Genomic DNA, 16,877 nt, shown 5'->3' with positions numbered 1-16,877 from the left:
CGCAGCCGCCACGGGAGCGGCTGGCAACGGCAACGCCGCCCATGGCAAACCGAGGGATCGAATATGGGAGTCGTCATCAACCCTGCCGAAATCGAGTTCAGCGCCATCCGCGCACAAGGCCCGGGCGGGCAAAACGTCAACAAGGTATCGTGCGCCGTGCATGCGCGCTTCGATATCGCCGCCTCATCGCTGCCGCCCCATGTCAAGGCGCGCCTGCTCGACATGCGCGACGCCCGCATCACGCGGGATGGCGTGCTGGTGCTCAAAGCCCAGCAATCGCGCAGCCTGGAACAAAACAAGGAAGATGTGCTGCGGCGCCTGCAGGCGCTGGCCGACCAGGCCGCCGAAGTGCCGCTGGTGCGCCGTCCCACGAAACCCACGCGCGGCTCGCAACGGCGCCGGATGGATGAGAAATCCCGCAACGGGCAAATCAAGGCGCTGCGGGGCAAGGTCAGCGATTAGACTGCCGTGCTTGACCACGGCCATTTTTCGGCCTATATTAAACCTATTGGTTAATTAATCAATTGGTGAAATTCGATGCAAGACCGCCTCAGCCAAACTTTTTCCGCCCTCGCGGACCCGACCCGGCGCGCCATGCTGGCCCGGCTGTCGCTGGGCGAGGCCAATGTCTCCGACCTGGCCGAACCCTTCCTGGGCGATATGAGCCTGCCCGCCGTGACCAAACATTTGCAGGTGCTGGAAAAGGCCGGCCTCATCACCAAGACCCGCAAGGCGCAATGGCGCTCCTGCAAGATCAACGGCGATGGGCTCAAGGATGCCGCCGATTGGATGGAGCAATACCGCGTGTTCTGGGAAGAGAGTTTCGACCGCCTCGATGCCTACCTGAAAACCGTCACCGCAAAAACCCCACCTCAAGGAGATGAAAATGCCTGAATTCAGTGCCCCGAATGAAATCCGCATTGTCCGCATGTATGACGCGCCCGTGCAGGCCGTGTGGGACGCCTGGACCGACCCGGCCCAGGTGGCGCAATGGTGGGGACCGCGCGGGTTCACCCTGACCACGCACAGCAAGGACTTGCGCGTTGGCGGCAACTGGCGCTACACCATGCACGGGCCGGACGGCACCGATTACCCGAACACCACGCTGTATCACGAGGTGGAACCGTTGCGCAAACTGGTCTACGACCATGGCGGCAGCGATGACCGCCCGCCGATGTTCCGCGTCACGGTGCTGTTCGAGGACGTGGACGGCAAAACCCGCATGGACATGACCATGGGCCTGGCCGACGCGGAAGCCGCCAAGCAAACCCGCCAGTTCATCAAGCTGGCCGGCGGCGAGTCGACCTGGGACCGCCTGGCCGAATTCCTCGGCAAGCGCCTGGCGGACAGCAACACCTTTGTCATCAACCGCAGCTTCGAGGCGCCGCTGGAAGTCGTGTTCGACATGTGGACCAGGCCGGAACACCTGGCGCGCTGGCTGCCGCCGGCCGGCATGGACATGCAGTTCATCCGCGCCGACATCCGCACCGGCGGCGGCTCGCAGTACAGCATGGGCAATGCGGCCTTCACCATGTATGGCCGGGCGCATTACGAGGAAGTGCACCGCCCCGACCGGCTGGTCTACACCCAGCAATTCTGTGACGAGCATGGCAACGTCGCGCGCCATCCAATGGCGCCGCAGTGGCCGGAAACCATGCGCACCACCGCGGTGTTTGCCGCGGAAACGCCCTCCCGCACCCGGGTCACGGTGACCACGGAAGTCATCGGCAACTTCACGCAAGAAGAGCTGGCGGTGTTCCTCGAACACCGCGCCAGCATGACCGGCGGCTGGAGCGGTTCGTTCGACATACTCGACGCGGTACTTGCAGCCTGACCTCGCCGCCTGAACGCAGCTTTCCGCACCACTGCAACAACGCCACCTCCGGGTGGCGTTGTTGTTTCCATGCAGCTTTCTTGTGGAAACTGTTACGCCGTCGTATTATATAGTATACGATTTCAAACGGCGTCCAGTTGACGAAAGTGGTGCTCAATCATGAATCAGCTCACGAATGCAAACGGATGGGACAATCCCGACGCGCTCAAGGAATGGTTTCGCCGCACCGGCGCAACCGAACCGCTGCGTGCCTGCATCGGCCCATTGCCACTGTCGGGCGCTGTCATCGTGCGCTGGTCGGCGGACGGACCGGACAACCAGGTCCGCACCATCGTGCCGCATCCCGACAGCTACCGCGTCGCGATCCAGCTCGAACCCGTGCAATCGGAAATCTGGAAAGACAATGCACCGGTGTGGAATGGTGTGATCGGCGCCAACCGCTTCCGCGTCTGCATGCCCGGCGCCCAGGGACACTGGCACCGCTTGAGCAGCTGCGACATCGTCAACATCTTTATTCCGACCACCACCGTGCACGCCATGGCGGCCAGCTCCGGCCAGGACTTGGCTACACTGGCGAACAACTGGTTTGCCCCCGACCGCGTGGTGATGGACCTGACCCTGAAGCTGCTGGAAGCCGATGCGCTGGCCGGCAGTTGGGCGCCGCAATTCCGCGACCACCTGACCTCCGCCCTGGTGGCGTACCTGCTGCAGCAGCATGCGCAATTGCCGGAAGCATCAAGCGCCAGCAGCCTTGCCGGCTCACGCCTGAAAAAAGTACTGGCGTACATGGCCGAGCGCCTGGGTGAAGAAATCCCCGTGGTGGAACTGGCCGACGCCTGTGCCATGAGCGTTTCCCACTTCTCGCGCGAATTCCATAAATCGGTCGGCATCCCGCCGCACCAGTACCTGATGAAGCTGCGCCTCGAACGCGCGCGCGAAGCGCTGCTCGAAAGCGATGCGCGCATCATCGACGTGGCGGTCGAACTGGGCTTCACCAATCCCAGCCATTTCGCGCGCGCCTTTGCGCGCCGCTATGGCATGGCGCCGGCGGCATTCCGGCAACTGGCGCGCGAGACGCCAATTGAAATGTGCGCAGCATAAGCAACACAAAGCGGTTTTGTGCTCCTTCGGCAGGATTTGACGCGCAGGGTTTCCTTGATCATTTCAAGATGGAACCCAGCAGTTTTTAAAAAGACGTCAAACAGGGAGACACCATGTTGCAAAAGAATCGCATCCACCTCGCCATACTGCTCGCCTTTGGCAGTACCGCCCCAGCGCTGGCGCAGGAGCAGGAACCGAAACAAGACCAGGCCGTGCAGCGCGTTACCGTGACCGGCTCATCGATCAAGCGCATCGATGGCGAATCGGCCTTGCCGGTCACCGTCATGAAGGCCGATGAATTCGTCAGCAAAGGCATGACGACTGTCGAGGAAGTATTGAGCTCGGTGTCCGCCAACCAGCAGGTAACGGTCAGCAGCACCAGCATCGGCTTCGATGGCGGCGGCAAATCGTCGGCCAACCTGCGCGGCCTCGGCGACGATCGCACCCTGGTGCTGCTCAATGGCCGCCGCCTGGCCAACCATCCGTTCGACGGCAGCAGCGTCGACCTCAGTTCGATTCCGCTGGCGGCGCTTGACCGCGTGGAAATCCTGCGCGACGGCGCTTCGCACATCTACGGCACCGATGCGGTGGCCGGCGTGATCAACTTCATCACCAAGCGTGCGTTCAACGGTGTCTCCGCCACGGCCGAAGTCATCATCCCGCAACAGACCGGCGGCCGCGAAAAGCGCGCCAACCTCACGGCAGGTTTCGGCAACCTGGAAAAGGATGGCTACAACATCTTCGGCGTGGTGGATTACCATGACCAGTCGCGCGTGCGCTCGATCGACCGCCCGTACTCGGCGACCGGCATTCAACCTGAATTCGGCATCAACAAGACCAGCGGCACCACCTTCCCCGCCAACTTCTTTTCCGCCAACGGCATCACCGGCAATCCACGCTTCGCGACCGGCTGCTTCGCCCCCGATACGATTCCGCAGGCCGGCAATGGCGCCAAGGACAAGGGCACCTGCCGCCAGGATTACGCGCGCCTGGTCGATGATATTCCCGACACCAAGCAAGCCACGGCCTACGCCAAGGGTTCGCTGCGTTTCGGTGAATATGGCCTGGCATCGCTCGACTACATGCATTCGGAGAGCACGAACATCAGCCGCATCGCACCACCGCCGCTGACCGGCCTGAAAATGCGCGCCAATAACAAATGGTATCCGGGCGGCTCCGGCGGCAATCCCGCCGTGGCCGGCCTCACCGGCGAAGACTTGACCGTCAACTGGCGTCCGCTGGAAGCGGGCCAGCGCACCTCGAAGAACCTCGGCGTGTCGGACCGCCTGGTGCTGAACGTGGAAACCTCGGCCTTCGGCTGGGACCTGGTGGCCGGCGCCAACTATGCCAAAACCAAGGTTACGCAAGACTTCATCGGCGGCTACGTGAAAGATGCGCTGATCCAGCCCGGCATCGATGCCGGCACCCTGAACCCGTTCGGCCAGCAAGACGCCCAAGGCGCGGCTTACCTGAAAAACGCCCTCTTGATCGGCAATGCCCTCGACACCCGCGCGCGCAATGCCGGTGTCGATGTGCGCGCATCGCGTGAACTGATGACCCTGCCGGGCGGCGCACTGGCGCTGGCGATCGGCGCGGAACACCGCACCGAGCATTCGAGCTATACCGTCAACCATCCGGTCGTGGACCAGGCGTCGATCTACCGCGCCACCGGCCTGTTTGGCGTGAAGGATAAAGACACGTCGCGCAACCTGTCGGCAGTGTATGCGGAACTGGTTGCACCGCTTCACAAAACGCTGGAAGTCCAGCTGGCCGGACGCTCCGACCGCTACAGCGATGCCGGCAACACCTTCAATCCGAAAGTCGGCATCCGCTTCCAGCCAATGAAGCAACTGCTGTTCCGCGCCTCGGCAAGCACCGGCTTCCGCGCGCCGTCGCTGTACGAACTGCACTCGCCCATCTTCGATACCAACACCGTGGGCGCTTATGACGATCCGCTGCTGTGCCCTGGCGGTGTGCCAAAGGCCGGCGTCAATCCATTGACCGCATGCCACTCGGTCCAGCCAGGCAAGAGCGGCGGCAATCCCGACCTGAAGCCGGAAAAATCGCGCTCGTTCTCGTATGGCGTGGTGTTCGAACCGGTCAAGGACTTGACCGCGTCGATCGACTACTGGCGCATCCGGGTCACCGACGGCATTGGCTCATCGCTGACCGAAGCCGAGATGTTTGCCGACTTCGACAAGTACCGCGACCGCTTCCGCTACAACGCCAATGGCACCGCGCTGGACTACGTCAACCTGTCGTCGCTGGCCAATCTCGGTATCCGCGAAAGCAGTGGTGTTGACGTGACCATGCAGTACCGCTTCCCGCACACCCCGATCGGCTGGTTCGACACCTGGTTCAACGGCACCTACGTCACCGGCAACGTGTGGCAACCGACGCCGGACAGCGAACCGTTTGAAAGCATCGGCGTCTACAACGGCGCCACGCGCTGGAAGCACAACCTGGCGGTGCGCTGGATGAATGGCGCGTGGAGCGCAACCTTGTCGCAGCGCCATACTTCCGGTTATACCGACCAGAACGCGGTGGCGGCGCAATTCATGCGCGACGTGAAGGCCAATTCCGTGTGGACGCTGTCGGGCGCCTATACCGGCTTTAAAAACATGACCATCACGGCCGGCATCAAGAACTTGCTGAACACCGACCCGCCATTCTCGAACCAGAACGCCAATCCGCAGACCGGCTACGATCCACGCCTGTCCGACCCGATCGGCCGCGCCTACTATGCGCGCGTCACCTACAAGTTCTGATGCAAAGGAGCGATACGTGTTGAAATTCAAACCGGCCACCGCCCTGTGCTTCATGGCGCTCCTCACGGCCTGCGCGCATGTCAGCCCGACGGCGGACAAGGTCATCAAGCCGCCCGCGCGGTATGGCCTCAATCCGTTCTACGCCAAGTATGCCGATGCCGATGGCATTCCGATCACCGGTTCGCAACTGGTGCCGGATACGGCGATCCTGGTGACGCGCGACATCGTGGTGGCGATGCTGGCGCACCGCCCCGACGTGCGCGACGAGCTGGTGCAGCAAGGCGCCCGTATTGGCGTCATGGCCATCACGGAAGCGACGACGGACATGCCGGAACAGCGCGACTGGAAAAAGCCCACGATCGATGATCCCCGGCTGACCAAGTGCGAAGTGCGCGATTATGCCAAGACCATCGGCCAGATGACGGACCGCCAGTATTGGGATGGCCGCGCGCGCGGCATGGGCGGGCTGTTCACCACCGCCGGTGCGGAAAACGTCATGGGGGTGCCAAAGACACGCTACTACGGAGAGAACATCATGGTGCATGAATTTTCACACAACATCATGAATGCGCTGCGCACCATCGACCCGGGCCTGATCGGGCGGTTGCAGGCGGCGTATGCCCAGGCCCGGGAAAAACGCCTGTGGCAAGGCGCCTACATGGCCAATACCATCGAGGAATACTGGGCCGAAGGCACGCAATTCTGGTTCAACTCGAACAAGGCTTACATCACCGACACCCTGACGGTGGTCAATGCCGAGGACTTGCAGGCCCGTGATCCGGACCTGTACGCCATCCTGTCGGAAGTGTATGGCAACAACCACCATATTGCCGCCGACGCGTTCTACAAGCACCCTGCGCGCATGGACAGTCCGAAGGTGACCATCGACAGTTCGGGCAAAGCCAAGGATGACTGTTATTCCTGATAGCCGGCGCCGGCAATGAAAAAAGGCGGGGATCTGATCCCCGCCTTTTTTCAGTTTCTAAACTCCCGCCTTAAATCCTCCAGCGTCGACGCGATATGGTCATGCATCATGCCCGCCACCGCGTTGGCCTTCCCTTCCGACCATAATTCCAGCATCGCCAGGTGTTCCTTGTGCGCGCGGTCGTCACGGCCTGCCGGCTCCAGGTGCTTGCGCACATAGCGTTCTGAAATCACGTTCAGGCGTTCGATGATCTGGATCGTCAGCGGACGGCCCAGCGGCTCGACCAGCGCCATGTGGAAGGCCCGGTTCATGCCGCCCACCTGGTCCTTGTTCGAGACCATGGCTTTATCGAGCGCTTTCAGCGCCAGCCTGGCGGCCGCCTTGTCGGCCAGCGTGGCCACTTTGCACGCCTCGCCCACCGCATCGGGCTCCAGCCGCAGCCGCAGCGCATACACTTCCTCGGCTTCATCCGCGCTCAATGGACGTACAAAGAAACCGCGGTTGGCGTGCGAGATCAGCAAGCCTTCCTGTTCCAGGCGCGCCAGCGCTTCGCGCAGCGGAATCTTGCTGACACCCAGTTCGGCCGCCAGCGCGTCTTGCCGGATCGGCGTTTCCGGCAAGATGCTGCCGGTAATGATGCGGTCACGGACCAGCGTGAAAATTTGCTCGGATAGTGTCTGGACGACGAGACTCATGGCCTGGAATTTCAAATAAGGTATACGAATTAACGCACACCGTACCGGCAAAGGCAAGCCGCCACGGTGCATGTTTGGGCTTTACCAGAAGATCACGCGCTGGTCCGGTGGCAGGTACATCTTGTCGCCTTCCCTGACGTCAAACGCGTCATAGAAACCGGGATGGTTTTTGACGCTGCCGTTGACCCGGAATTCCGCCGGCGAGTGCGGATCGGACTTGACTTGCGCGATCGCGGCGGCCTCGCGCGCCTTGCCACGGCGGGCCTGCGCCATGCCCATGAACAGGCGCTGTTCCGCGGTGTAGCCATCGATCACGGGACCCGGCTTACCCTTCAGGTAAAGCTTATAGGCGCGCGTGGCCATGATCAGGCCGGCATTGTCGGCGATGTTTTCACCGAGGGTCAGTTCGCCATTGACGAAGTAGCCCGGCAGCGGGCTGTAGGCGTTGTACTGCGCCACCAGCATCTTGCCGCGCGCGGCGAATTTCTCGCCATCCTCGCGGGTCCACCAGTTGCGCAAATTGCCGTCGCCATCGTATTGCGAACCCTTGTCGTCAAACGCGTGGCTGATTTCGTGCCCGATCGAAATGCCCACCGCGCCATAATTGACGGCGGGTTCCGCGTCGGCGTCATACAGCGGATATTGCAGGCGCGCGGCCGGGAACACCACTTCGTTCAGCGACGGGTTGTAATACGCGTTCACGGTTTGCGGCGTCATGCTCCAGGCGGCGCGGTCGACCGGCTTGCCCAGCTTGTTGATCGCGTACTGGTGGCTGAAATCGCGCGAGCGCAGCACGTTGCCCACCAGGTCGTCGCGCTTGACCGCCAGGGCCGAATAATCGCGCCACTGGTCCGGATAGCCAACCTTCACGTTCATCTTCGACAGCTTGATTTGCGCTTCCGCCTTGGTTTCCTTGCTCATCCAGTCGAGCGACTCGATGCCTTCGCGGAAGGCGGCAATGAAGTTGTATGCCATGTCCAGCACTTGCTGCTTGCGCTCCGGCGGGAAGTATTGCTTGACGTACGCCTTGCCCACCACTTCGCCCAGCGCGCGGTTGACTTCCGCAATGGCGCGCTTGGACAGCGCGCGGTTTTCCTTCGCGCCCGACAGCACCGTGCCCCGGAAGGCAAAGCTTTCATCGACCAGCGCTTGCGACAGGTAAGGCGCGTAAGCGCTCAGCAGGTGGAATTCAAAATACGCTTTCCACACCGGCAGCGGCGTGGCGGCAATCAGCTTGTCCAGCCCGGCCAGGTAGCTGGGCTGGCGTACGATCAGCGTGTCGATCTTGCCCGCCACGCCAACACCCTTCAGGTACGCGTCCCAGTCGAAGTGCGGCATCAGCGCCTTCACTTGCGCCAGGGTCAGCTTGTTGTAGGCTTTGACGGGATCGCGCCGCTCGACGGCGCTCCAGTGCAGGCGCGCAATCTCCGTTTCCAGCGCCACGATCTGTGCGGCTTGGGCGGCAGCCTGCGCATGGCCGGCCAGCGCCAGCATTTTCTCGATGTGCTGCTGGTATTTGGCGCGGATCTCGGCCAGGCGCGCATCGTTTTCGGACAGGAAGTAATCGCGGTTCGGCAAGCCCAGGCCGGACTGGGAAATGTTGACGATATAGCGGGTCGACTCCTTGTTGTCCTGGCCAACACCCATGTCAAGCGGTGCGCCGCCATCGATGCGGTTCATCTGCGCCACCAGCGCGGCCAGGCCCTTTTTTTCCGACAGCGCGGCAATGCGCGCCCGCTCGGCTTTTAGCGGCGCCAGGCCCAACGCATTGCGGCGGCCTTCATCCATGAAGCTGGCGTAATAATCGCCGATCTTTTGCGCATCGGAGCCCGGCTTGCGCGTCTTGTCCTGTTCGGCCTGCTCAATGATCGAGCGCACCTGCTCTTCGACCTTTTCCTGCGCCACATTGAAGGCGCCCCAGCTGGAACGGTCGGCCGGGATGTCCACGCCGCTCAGCCATTTGCCTTGGCTATGGCGGAAAAAGTCATCCTGGGCGCGGACTTGCTGGTCGATGCCGGCGGTATCGATCCCCGCCTGCGGGCCCGCCGCGTAAGCCTGGAAAGCGCTGAACAGGATCACGCCGAGCATGGTGCGTTTCATTTTGACAACTCCAACGAATGAATGAAGAGCAGCAGTATGACGCAGCGCGGGGCGAACTTACGCGGGATTTTGTATCAGGAATGTTTCAGTAACGCGCGCTGTCGCAACGCTTCCGGCGCCGCCAACAGGAACATGGTGCCCTGCAGCGCATCCAATGACTGTTGCCGGCGCGCTTCCCGCGCTGCGCGGGTCTGGTCGACATCCGGCGCTTCCCCAGCCTGGTATGGCGCCAGGCTGTCCATCAGGTCGCGCACGAGTTCCTGCTGGCCCGGGAGGGTTTTATCCGCCATCAGCTTGCCCATCATATACGTCTGGATGCGCTCGGACTGGCTGGCCGACTGGCGCAAGGCCGCCTTCACCAGGCGGCCCTCCTTGTAGCCCAACTCGACATTGGAATCGGCCGTGTCATCGATCTGGTGGTATTCGTAGGTCTGCGATTGCGGCGTGGTGTCCAGTATCAGGTCCCGGCCCTTCTTGATGGGTGTATGGAATTGTGCGGTTAATTTCGCCTGCTGGGTCTGCGACACGGTACGATCATCGCGCCGCGGGCCGTCGATGCTGGTCTGCTGCGACACCGCATAATTAAAACTTTCTTTTTCCGCCGAGCGCAGCGGATTGATCCATTTCGGCGTCTGCGTGATCTCGGCGCTGAAATCCGCCAACCCGGTCAGCACCGCGCGATCTTCCGCCGCCAGCGGCCACGGGCTACCCGGCAAAGTCAGGCCAGGCTCCGGCGCTTCCGTCCGCGTCGATGTGCGGCTCAGGTCGGCAAATGCCTCCTTGAACATCGCCATCAATCCGGCATCGCCATGGCCGCGCTGCGCCGCCTGGTCGAACTGCTTCAGGTAGTGGTTGATGGCCCGGGTTTGCTGTTCCTGCGTGCCCAGGCTGGCCAGCCGGGCGGTATCGACCGCGACGTCCGCCTTGCCGGACGGGCCGGCGATACCGGCCTTGCGCCCGCTGCCATCCGCATGGAAGTCCAAGGTCTGCGTCCCCGGCGGCAAGGTGGACAACGTGACTTCCGCATGAAAATCCACCGATTGCAGCGCGCCGCCGTCGAACTGCGCCAACGCGCCCAGCCGGATATGCGGGTCGGCCGCCGCCATGCCATCAATGGCGGCCTGAAAACCGTCCGCCAGGCGCGACAGCGCACTGCGCTCGGCGTCGCTGAGTTCCGCACTGGCGCTGAGCTGGAAGGCCATGCCATCGTCCAGGCTGGCCAGGGTCAGGTCGACCTTGGTGCCGCTGCGGGTCACGATGCCCAGCGTGAATTTATGCTCCACACTGTCCGGCAGCGCCGCCTGCGTCACCGGCACCGGCGCACCCGTGCCGAATTGCCGCAACATGGCCGCGCCCACCTCCCGGAACCGCGCGGAGACCGGCAGCACCGCCTCGGCCGTTTCCGCTTGCCGGGCCGCCGCCAGGCTGGCCGGACTCAACGTGACGACGGATGACGCGGCGCCCGGTGCGGCCGCGTCAAATTGCGCGGCGCGGCCAGCTGTGGAGGCGGGCAGGCGCGGCGCCGGTTGCCAATTTGATACAGAGGAAATCAGGGTCATCCCCCTTTAACGGCAAACATTGCCGCTTCGTTAATGACCGTGCGTAACTCATTGATTTTCCACATAGAAACTTTGTTGTTTTTGCGTCAAGCGTGATCAATTAATCCACTGCCGCGATTGACCTGCCGTTAGAACATTCCTAACATCGCCTTTCCACAACGCCGCCTTCCGGCACTACCGTGCCAGCGGTTTGACGATAATGATTCCACCTACAAGGGGAGATGCATGTTTCATTCCACCAAGAACACCATCGCTGCGGCGGTAACGGTAATGATTGCAACCGCAGGCGCAGCCTATGCCGCACCTGCCGCCAGCACGGACGAGACCGCACGCGTGATCGTCGGCTTCAAGGCAGGCGGTAAACAAAATGGCAAAGCCGCCATTGCTGCAGCAAAAGGCAACGTCAAAGTGGACATGGATGAGATCAACGCCACGGTGGCCGAAGTACCGGCCAAGGCGCTCAAAGACTTGCGCAACAACCCGCACATCGAGTTCGTGGAAAACGACAGCAAGCGCTATCTGACGTCGCTGGCCACGCCATCGACCGGCACGCCCTACAAAACCGGCCAGCAAGTGCCGTTCGGGATCGGCATGGTGCAGGCCGACCAGTTACCCGACACCTACGCCGGCAACCGCACCGTCTGCATCATCGACTCCGGTATCGATATGGCGCACGAAGACCTGGCCGGCAACCGCATGACGGGCCACACCAATCCCGGCACCGGTCCGTGGTACACCGATGAAAACCACCATGGCACCCACGTGGCCGGCACCATTGCCGCGCTGAACAACGCGGGCAAAGGCGTGGTGGGCGTCAACGCCAACGGCCAGTTGAACCTGCACATCATCAAGGTGTTCGGCGCCGAGGGCTGGGCCTACACGTCGACCCTGATTGCCGCCGCCAACAAGTGCGGCGCGGCGGGCGCCAACGTGATCAGCATGTCGCTGGGCGGCGACGAGCGCAGCGTGGCCGAAGAACGGGTGTTCGACGGGCTGGCCAAGCGCGGCGTGCTGTCAATCGCCGCCGCCGGCAACGATGGCAACACGACGCAATCGTATCCGGCCGGCTATCCCAGCGTGATGTCGGTGGCGGCGCTCGATGAAAACAAGGTGGTCGCGAACTTCTCGCAATTCACGCCCAAAGTGGAAATCGCCGCGCCAGGCGTGGGCGTGCTGTCCACCGTGCCGATGGGCAGCGGCCGTGAATCCGCGCTGAAAGTCGGCGCCACCACGTACGCACCGGGCGGCATGGATGGTTCACCGGCCGCCTCGGTCACCGCCCCGCTGGCCGACTTCGGCCTGGGCGATGTCACCAATGCCGCGATGGCCGGCAAAGTGTGCCTGATCAAGCGCGGCGCGATTGCCTTCGGCGTCAAGGTCGCCAATTGCCAGGCCAGCGGCGGTGTCGGCGCCGTGGTCTACAACAACGCACCGGAAGGCTTTGCCGGCACCCTGGGCGGCGCCGCCTCGTCGATTCCCTCGGTAACCGCATCGGGCGTGGAAGGCGCCACCCTGCAAGCGCAGCTGGGCCAGGCCGCCACCGTCAACGTCACGGCCACCCACTATGCGTACTTCAACGGCACGTCGATGGCCACGCCGCACGTCTCGGCCGTCGCGGCGCTGGTGTGGAGCTACTTCCCGAACTGCAGCGCCAGCCAGATCCGCAACACGCTGAACCAGTCCGCGCAAGACCTGGGCGCGCCGGGCCGCGATGTGTACTACGGTTATGGCCTGGTGCAAGCCAAGGCCGCATATGACCGCATCCGTACTGCCGGCTGCAACAACTAAGCATTGCATATGGCTATGACAACGCCGCCTTCGGGCGGCGTTTTTTTGTTCTGGCAACCCTTGAAAAAAGCAGTGCTTTCTGCATCCCCATCGCCGCAACACATTTATTGTGCGGTGCGATTCAGCGCTTGATTCCGGCGCGCGCCCCTGTCAGCATGAGTTTCCTCACAGCACCCCTCTCCGCCCCGGAACCATTCCCATGCGCCGCACACCCGATATCAAGACCCGCTTTACCATGTTGCTCGCCTGCTTTGCCCTGGGATTCATAGTCTATGGCGCCTGGTCCATCAAGCTGCTGCAGGAAGTGCGCGTCACGGGCCCCATCTATGACCGCATCGTGCAAAGCAAGGACCTGGTGGCCGATATCCTGCCGCCGCCGGAATACATTATTGAATCGTACCTGGTGGCGTTCCAGCTGCAAGCGGCAACCGGGCAGCCCGAACAGGAACGCCTGGTGCAGCGGCTGCAGGCATTGCAGGCGGAATACGATACCCGCCACCAATTCTGGCTGGGACAAGCGCTGGAACCGGAACTCAAGCAAGCCTTCCTGGCCGACGCCCACACGCCGGCACAGGATTTTTATGGCGTGGTGCAGCGCGACTTCGTGCCCGCCATCCACAAGCAGGACAAGGACGCCGTGGCGGCCGCCATGCTAGGCTTGCGCACCCAGTATGAAAAGCACCGGCAAGCCGTCGACCGCGTGGTGGAAATGGCGAACAAGCGTTCCGCCGGCGATGAAGCCGCCGCGCGCGCCACCATCGCCGCGGCAAGCTGGCAAATGCCGGCCATCCTGCTGCTGTCGCTGGCCGCGGCGACCGGCGTGGCGCTGCACATCCTGCGCCAACTATTCCGCCAGCTGGGCGGCGATCCCAGCACCGCAGCCGAACTGGCCGGCCGCATTGCCGCCGGCGACCTGACAGCCCATATCCGCTTGCGCCCCGGCGACAGCAACAGTCTGCTGCATGCGATGCAAGCGATGCGCGACAACCTGGCGCTGATCGTGTCCCGCGCCCGCAACGCGACCGAAGCGATTTCCACCGCGTCATCGCAAATCGCCATCGGCAACCAGGACCTGGCCACGCGCACCTCGGAGCAGGCCGGTTCGCTGGAGCAGACCACGGCCTCGATGCAGGATCTGACCGATATCGTGTCGCAAAATACCGGCCTGGCGCAACAAGCCAGCGAACTGGCCGAAACCGCGTCGGAAACCGCGCGGCGCGGCGGCGACGTGGTAACCCAGGTGGTACAGACCATGGGCGCCATCAATGCCTCGTCGCACCGCATTGCCGACATCATCAGCGTGATTGACGGCATCGCCTTCCAGACCAATATCCTGGCCCTGAACGCGGCAGTGGAAGCGGCCCGCGCCGGCGAACAGGGACGTGGTTTTGCCGTCGTGGCATCGGAAGTGCGCACGCTGGCGCAGCGTTCCGCGGCCGCCGCGAAGGAAATCAAGGACTTGATCAGCGATTCCGTGCAGCAGGTTGATGCCGGCAACGCCCTGGCCGGCCAGGCAGGCGCCACCATGGAGCAAGTGGTGGCCAGCATCGAGCGCGTGGCCGGCATCATGAGCGAGATCACGCAGGCCAGCAGTAATCAGAACGGCGACATCAGCCAGATGCACGATGCGCTGCGCCAGATGGATGCGGCCACCCATCAAAACGCGGCGCTGGTGGAAGAAGCCGCCGCCGCGGCGCAATCGATGCAGGCGCAGGCGGGACAACTGGTGGAAGTGGTCAGCGTGTTCCGGCTGAGCGAGGAAGCGGCGGCGCCGCTGCATGGCGTGTCCACACTGCCGCAAGCGCCGCGCGCCAGGAAAGACATACGGCGTCTGCGCGCTGCCTGAGCCTGCCGCTGTGGTGGCGCAGGCATGGCGGCTCGATACGCCGCAACACCCGCCGGGTCACGCCTCGATCGGTTTCTCGCTGTCCGGTTCGGCCTGCTGCGCCGCCTTATCCGCCTTGTGCGCAGCCTTGTTCGCATACATGGCCTGGTCCGCATAGCGCATCAAGTGGTCCGCCGCATCGCCATGTTCCGGATACAGCGCGATACCGATACTGGCGCGGGCCTGCAAGCGCACGCCGCCCAGCGGCAATGGCTTGCCGATCGTCTTGTGGATCTTGGCCGCCACCGCTTCGGCCTGCGCCATGGAGTCGACATTTTCCAGCAGCGCCACGAATTCGTCGCCGCCGATGCGCGCCACCGTATCGCACTCGCGCACACAGGTCACGATGCGGTTCGCCACCGATTGCAGCAGCTGGTCGCCGACCGCGTGGCCATAGTCATCATTGACGCGCTTGAAGTCGTCGAGATCGACGAACAGCAGCGCGCCGCGCGAACGGTCACGGCGGCTGCGCGCAAACGCCGATTGCAAGCGGTCCTGGAACAGGCGGCGGTTCGGCAAGCCGGTCAATTCGTCGTAGCGGGCCGCATACGCCAGGTCCGCGTGCAGCGCCAGCCGTTCAATCACCGTGGCCGCCTGCGCGGCGGCAAATTGCAGCACATCCCGGTCGTGCGCGGACAGGATGCCGGCGCGTTCGACATCGAAGCGCAATTCGCCAAATTTCATGCCCGGCGTGGACATCGGTTCGGCAAACCAGCGCGAGGTATCCGGCGCCGCCCCGCCGCAACCGGGGCTGGCCGCCGCATAAGCGATGCGCGCGCCGGGATCGAGCACCGCCGCCAATCCGCGCAGCGGCATCAGCTCCAGCAAGATCGCGTGGAAAGCGGCAAACAGGGCATCCTGCGACTCCGCGCCGTGCGCCGCCGTCGACAGCGCCAGCATGCCGGCCAGGCGTTGTTCAGCCATCTTGCGTTCGCTGATGTCGTGCGCCACGCCGATGCGCAACTGGTCGTCCTCCGACCACCGCGCCGTCCAGTGGATATGCGCCACGCTGCCATCCTTGCGCAGGTAACGGTTTTCAAAGCCCACACCGGGCCGCCCGGCCGCCACCCGGCCCATTTCAGCTATCGTGTGCTGCAAATCGCCCGGGTGAATAAAGCCGAGTATCTGGCGCCCGATCATTTCCTCCGGCTGGTAGCCAAACACGGCGGTACAGGCCGGATTCACGTAGGCAATCCGGCCGTCCTCTTCCACCAGGAAAACCACATCGAGCAGCAAATCCGCCAGGCGGTGCAAAGTGTTGTTCATTGCCAGTATCAACCTATCAGTTGGTTGATTATAACAAGCCACCATGGCTACGCCGCCATCGACAGCGCCCGTGGCAACACTTGCGTCATTCCGTTGTAATGCCCCCTCAATCCACGCCGCCGCGCACGGCGTCCGGCGCTAGCTGAGACCGCCCGGCGCTTGTATAGTGTCGTCTCCATTCAACCAACCGGGACCAGCAGCGCATGGATGATTTCATCGGGGTGTACGACAACGCCCTCACACCGGAGCAATGCGAGCACATCATCGGGCGCTTCAACGCCAGCAAGGATGTCAGCCGTGGCAAGACCGGCCAGGGTGTCGACACCAGCAAAAAAGACAGCTACGACATCACTATTTCCAATTACAAGGAATGGAACGATGTGTCGAACCTGATGATGTCGGCGGTGCTCAAGCACCTGGGCGCTTATGTGAGCCAATACCGCATGCTGTTGATGGGCGCCTTGTCGCCGACCTTGGTGCATCCGGGGACGGGGCAGCCAGCGGTGTTGTCGCTGGACAACTTCGACGATTTCGATGCCGGGAGCATCAGCGATGTGATTCGCGCCATGTACCGTGGCGGAGCGATCAATCTGCAAAAGTATCTGCAGAACAGCGGCGGCTACCACCACTGGCATTCCGAGGTGTATCCGCAAAACGCGACTTGTGAGACGCTGCACCGGGTGCTGCTGTTCCAGTTCTACCTGAACGATGTGCAGGAAGGCGGTTCGACCGAGTTCTTTTACCAGAAGCGCCACGTGGAGGCGCGCCAGGGCCGCCTGGTGATCGCCCCGGCCGGCTTTACCCATTCCCACAAGGGCCACGTCTCAAAGAGCGGCGACAAATACGTCGCCACCTCCTGGATCCTGTTCCAGCGCGCCGAGACCCTGTACGGCAGGTAGCGACACTTGCTGTTACATGCAACCGATTGACCGCCATCAGCACAGCCCCGATACTTG

General features: G+C 62.9%; 13 protein-coding genes. 9 read left to right on the top strand and 4 right to left on the bottom strand.

Going from position 1 to position 16,877, the window contains the following annotated elements:
* The first annotated feature begins 63 nt into the window (after nucleotides 1-63).
* From arfB to AC1RRC_RS24995, 6 genes are all read left to right on the top strand, one after another.
* Entirely contained in the window at nucleotides 64-462 is a 399-nt protein-coding gene (gene arfB, locus AC1RRC_RS25020) for an alternative ribosome rescue aminoacyl-tRNA hydrolase ArfB (protein ID WP_493058261.1), read from the top strand.
* Nucleotides 463-537: 75 nt separating this feature from the next.
* Nucleotides 538-894 (top strand): ArsR/SmtB family transcription factor, encoded by a 357-nt coding sequence (locus AC1RRC_RS25015; protein ID WP_493058260.1) that lies wholly within the window; start codon nucleotides 538-540, stop codon nucleotides 892-894.
* Nucleotides 887-1,834 carry an SRPBCC family protein gene (locus tag AC1RRC_RS25010; RefSeq protein WP_493058259.1) on the top strand — a complete coding sequence of 316 codons (948 nt, stop codon included), beginning with the start codon at nucleotides 887-889 and terminating at the stop codon, nucleotides 1,832-1,834. The genes AC1RRC_RS25015 and AC1RRC_RS25010 overlap by 8 nt, the downstream gene beginning before the upstream one ends.
* A 159-nt stretch (nucleotides 1,835-1,993) precedes the next feature.
* Nucleotides 1,994-2,935 carry a helix-turn-helix domain-containing protein gene (locus AC1RRC_RS25005; protein ID WP_493058258.1) on the top strand — a complete coding sequence of 314 codons (942 nt, stop codon included), beginning with the start codon at nucleotides 1,994-1,996 and terminating at the stop codon, nucleotides 2,933-2,935.
* Between the two features lie 113 nt (nucleotides 2,936-3,048).
* Nucleotides 3,049-5,703 carry a TonB-dependent receptor gene (locus AC1RRC_RS25000; RefSeq protein ID WP_493058257.1) on the top strand — a complete coding sequence of 885 codons (2,655 nt, stop codon included), beginning with the start codon at nucleotides 3,049-3,051 and terminating at the stop codon, nucleotides 5,701-5,703.
* Nucleotides 5,704-5,719: 16 nt separating this feature from the next.
* Nucleotides 5,720-6,628, top strand: coding sequence for a hypothetical protein (locus tag AC1RRC_RS24995; RefSeq protein ID WP_493058256.1), 909 nt, complete (start codon nucleotides 5,720-5,722; stop codon nucleotides 6,626-6,628).
* A 50-nt stretch (nucleotides 6,629-6,678) separates the two neighbouring features.
* Here AC1RRC_RS24995 and AC1RRC_RS24990 read toward each other — a convergent pair whose 3' ends face one another.
* The 3 genes from AC1RRC_RS24990 to AC1RRC_RS24980 all read right to left on the bottom strand — a co-directional run bounded on the left by AC1RRC_RS24990 (nucleotide 6,679) and on the right by AC1RRC_RS24980 (nucleotide 10,982).
* A complete protein-coding gene (locus tag AC1RRC_RS24990) occupies nucleotides 6,679-7,323 on the bottom strand; it encodes a GntR family transcriptional regulator (RefSeq protein WP_493058255.1) in 645 nt (214 codons plus the stop codon).
* An 81-nt stretch (nucleotides 7,324-7,404) separates the two neighbouring features.
* On the bottom strand, nucleotides 7,405-9,423 hold the full coding sequence (locus AC1RRC_RS24985; RefSeq protein ID WP_493058254.1) for a M13 family metallopeptidase: 2,019 nt from the start codon (nucleotides 9,421-9,423) through the stop codon (nucleotides 7,405-7,407).
* A gap of 74 nt (nucleotides 9,424-9,497) precedes the next feature.
* Nucleotides 9,498-10,982 carry a hypothetical protein gene (locus AC1RRC_RS24980; protein ID WP_493058253.1) on the bottom strand — a complete coding sequence of 495 codons (1,485 nt, stop codon included), beginning with the start codon at nucleotides 10,980-10,982 and terminating at the stop codon, nucleotides 9,498-9,500.
* Nucleotides 10,983-11,207: 225 nt separating this feature from the next.
* On the opposite strand from AC1RRC_RS24980, the gene AC1RRC_RS24975 reads away from it, so the two are divergent.
* Complete coding sequence (locus tag AC1RRC_RS24975) at nucleotides 11,208-12,770, top strand: S8 family serine peptidase (RefSeq protein ID WP_493058252.1); 1,563 nt, start codon at nucleotides 11,208-11,210, stop codon at nucleotides 12,768-12,770.
* 199 nt (nucleotides 12,771-12,969) lie between these two features.
* On the top strand, nucleotides 12,970-14,616 hold the full coding sequence (locus AC1RRC_RS24970; RefSeq protein ID WP_493058251.1) for a methyl-accepting chemotaxis protein: 1,647 nt from the start codon (nucleotides 12,970-12,972) through the stop codon (nucleotides 14,614-14,616).
* Nucleotides 14,617-14,673: 57 nt separating this feature from the next.
* On the opposite strand, the gene AC1RRC_RS24965 is transcribed toward AC1RRC_RS24970, so the two are convergent.
* Nucleotides 14,674-15,921, bottom strand: coding sequence for a diguanylate cyclase domain-containing protein (locus AC1RRC_RS24965; protein ID WP_493058250.1), 1,248 nt, complete (start codon nucleotides 15,919-15,921; stop codon nucleotides 14,674-14,676).
* Between the two features lie 203 nt (nucleotides 15,922-16,124).
* Here AC1RRC_RS24965 and AC1RRC_RS24960 point away from each other — a divergent pair, with 203 nt between their 5' ends.
* Nucleotides 16,125-16,820 (top strand): 2OG-Fe(II) oxygenase, encoded by a 696-nt coding sequence (locus AC1RRC_RS24960; protein ID WP_493058249.1) that lies wholly within the window; start codon nucleotides 16,125-16,127, stop codon nucleotides 16,818-16,820.
* Nucleotides 16,821-16,877: the final 57 nt, after the last annotated feature.

Source organism: Pseudoduganella sp. GW821-FHT12E03 (assembly GCF_058807115.1).
The sequence above is the reverse complement of the archived record's forward strand: the minus strand, read 5'-3'. Positions and strand labels throughout refer to the sequence as shown.

Bases quoted from the DNA above. Each gene is read 5' to 3' on its own strand.
- arfB (WP_493058261.1), top strand. From the start codon at position 64: ATGGGAGTCGTCATCAACCCTGCCGAAATCGAGTTCAGCGCCATCCGC.
- AC1RRC_RS25015 (WP_493058260.1), top strand. From the start codon at position 538: ATGCAAGACCGCCTCAGCCAAACTTTTTCCGCCCTCGCGGACCCGACC.
- AC1RRC_RS25010 (WP_493058259.1), top strand. From the start codon at position 887: ATGCCTGAATTCAGTGCCCCGAATGAAATCCGCATTGTCCGCATGTAT.
- AC1RRC_RS25005 (WP_493058258.1), top strand. From the start codon at position 1,994: ATGAATCAGCTCACGAATGCAAACGGATGGGACAATCCCGACGCGCTC.
- AC1RRC_RS25000 (WP_493058257.1), top strand. From the start codon at position 3,049: ATGTTGCAAAAGAATCGCATCCACCTCGCCATACTGCTCGCCTTTGGC.
- AC1RRC_RS24990 (WP_493058255.1), bottom strand. From the start codon at position 7,323: ATGAGTCTCGTCGTCCAGACACTATCCGAGCAAATTTTCACGCTGGTC.
- AC1RRC_RS24985 (WP_493058254.1), bottom strand. From the start codon at position 9,423: ATGAAACGCACCATGCTCGGCGTGATCCTGTTCAGCGCTTTCCAGGCT.
- AC1RRC_RS24980 (WP_493058253.1), bottom strand. From the start codon at position 10,982: ATGACCCTGATTTCCTCTGTATCAAATTGGCAACCGGCGCCGCGCCTG.
- AC1RRC_RS24975 (WP_493058252.1), top strand. From the start codon at position 11,208: ATGTTTCATTCCACCAAGAACACCATCGCTGCGGCGGTAACGGTAATG.
- AC1RRC_RS24970 (WP_493058251.1), top strand. From the start codon at position 12,970: ATGCGCCGCACACCCGATATCAAGACCCGCTTTACCATGTTGCTCGCC.
- AC1RRC_RS24965 (WP_493058250.1), bottom strand. From the start codon at position 15,921: ATGAACAACACTTTGCACCGCCTGGCGGATTTGCTGCTCGATGTGGTT.
- AC1RRC_RS24960 (WP_493058249.1), top strand. From the start codon at position 16,125: ATGGATGATTTCATCGGGGTGTACGACAACGCCCTCACACCGGAGCAA.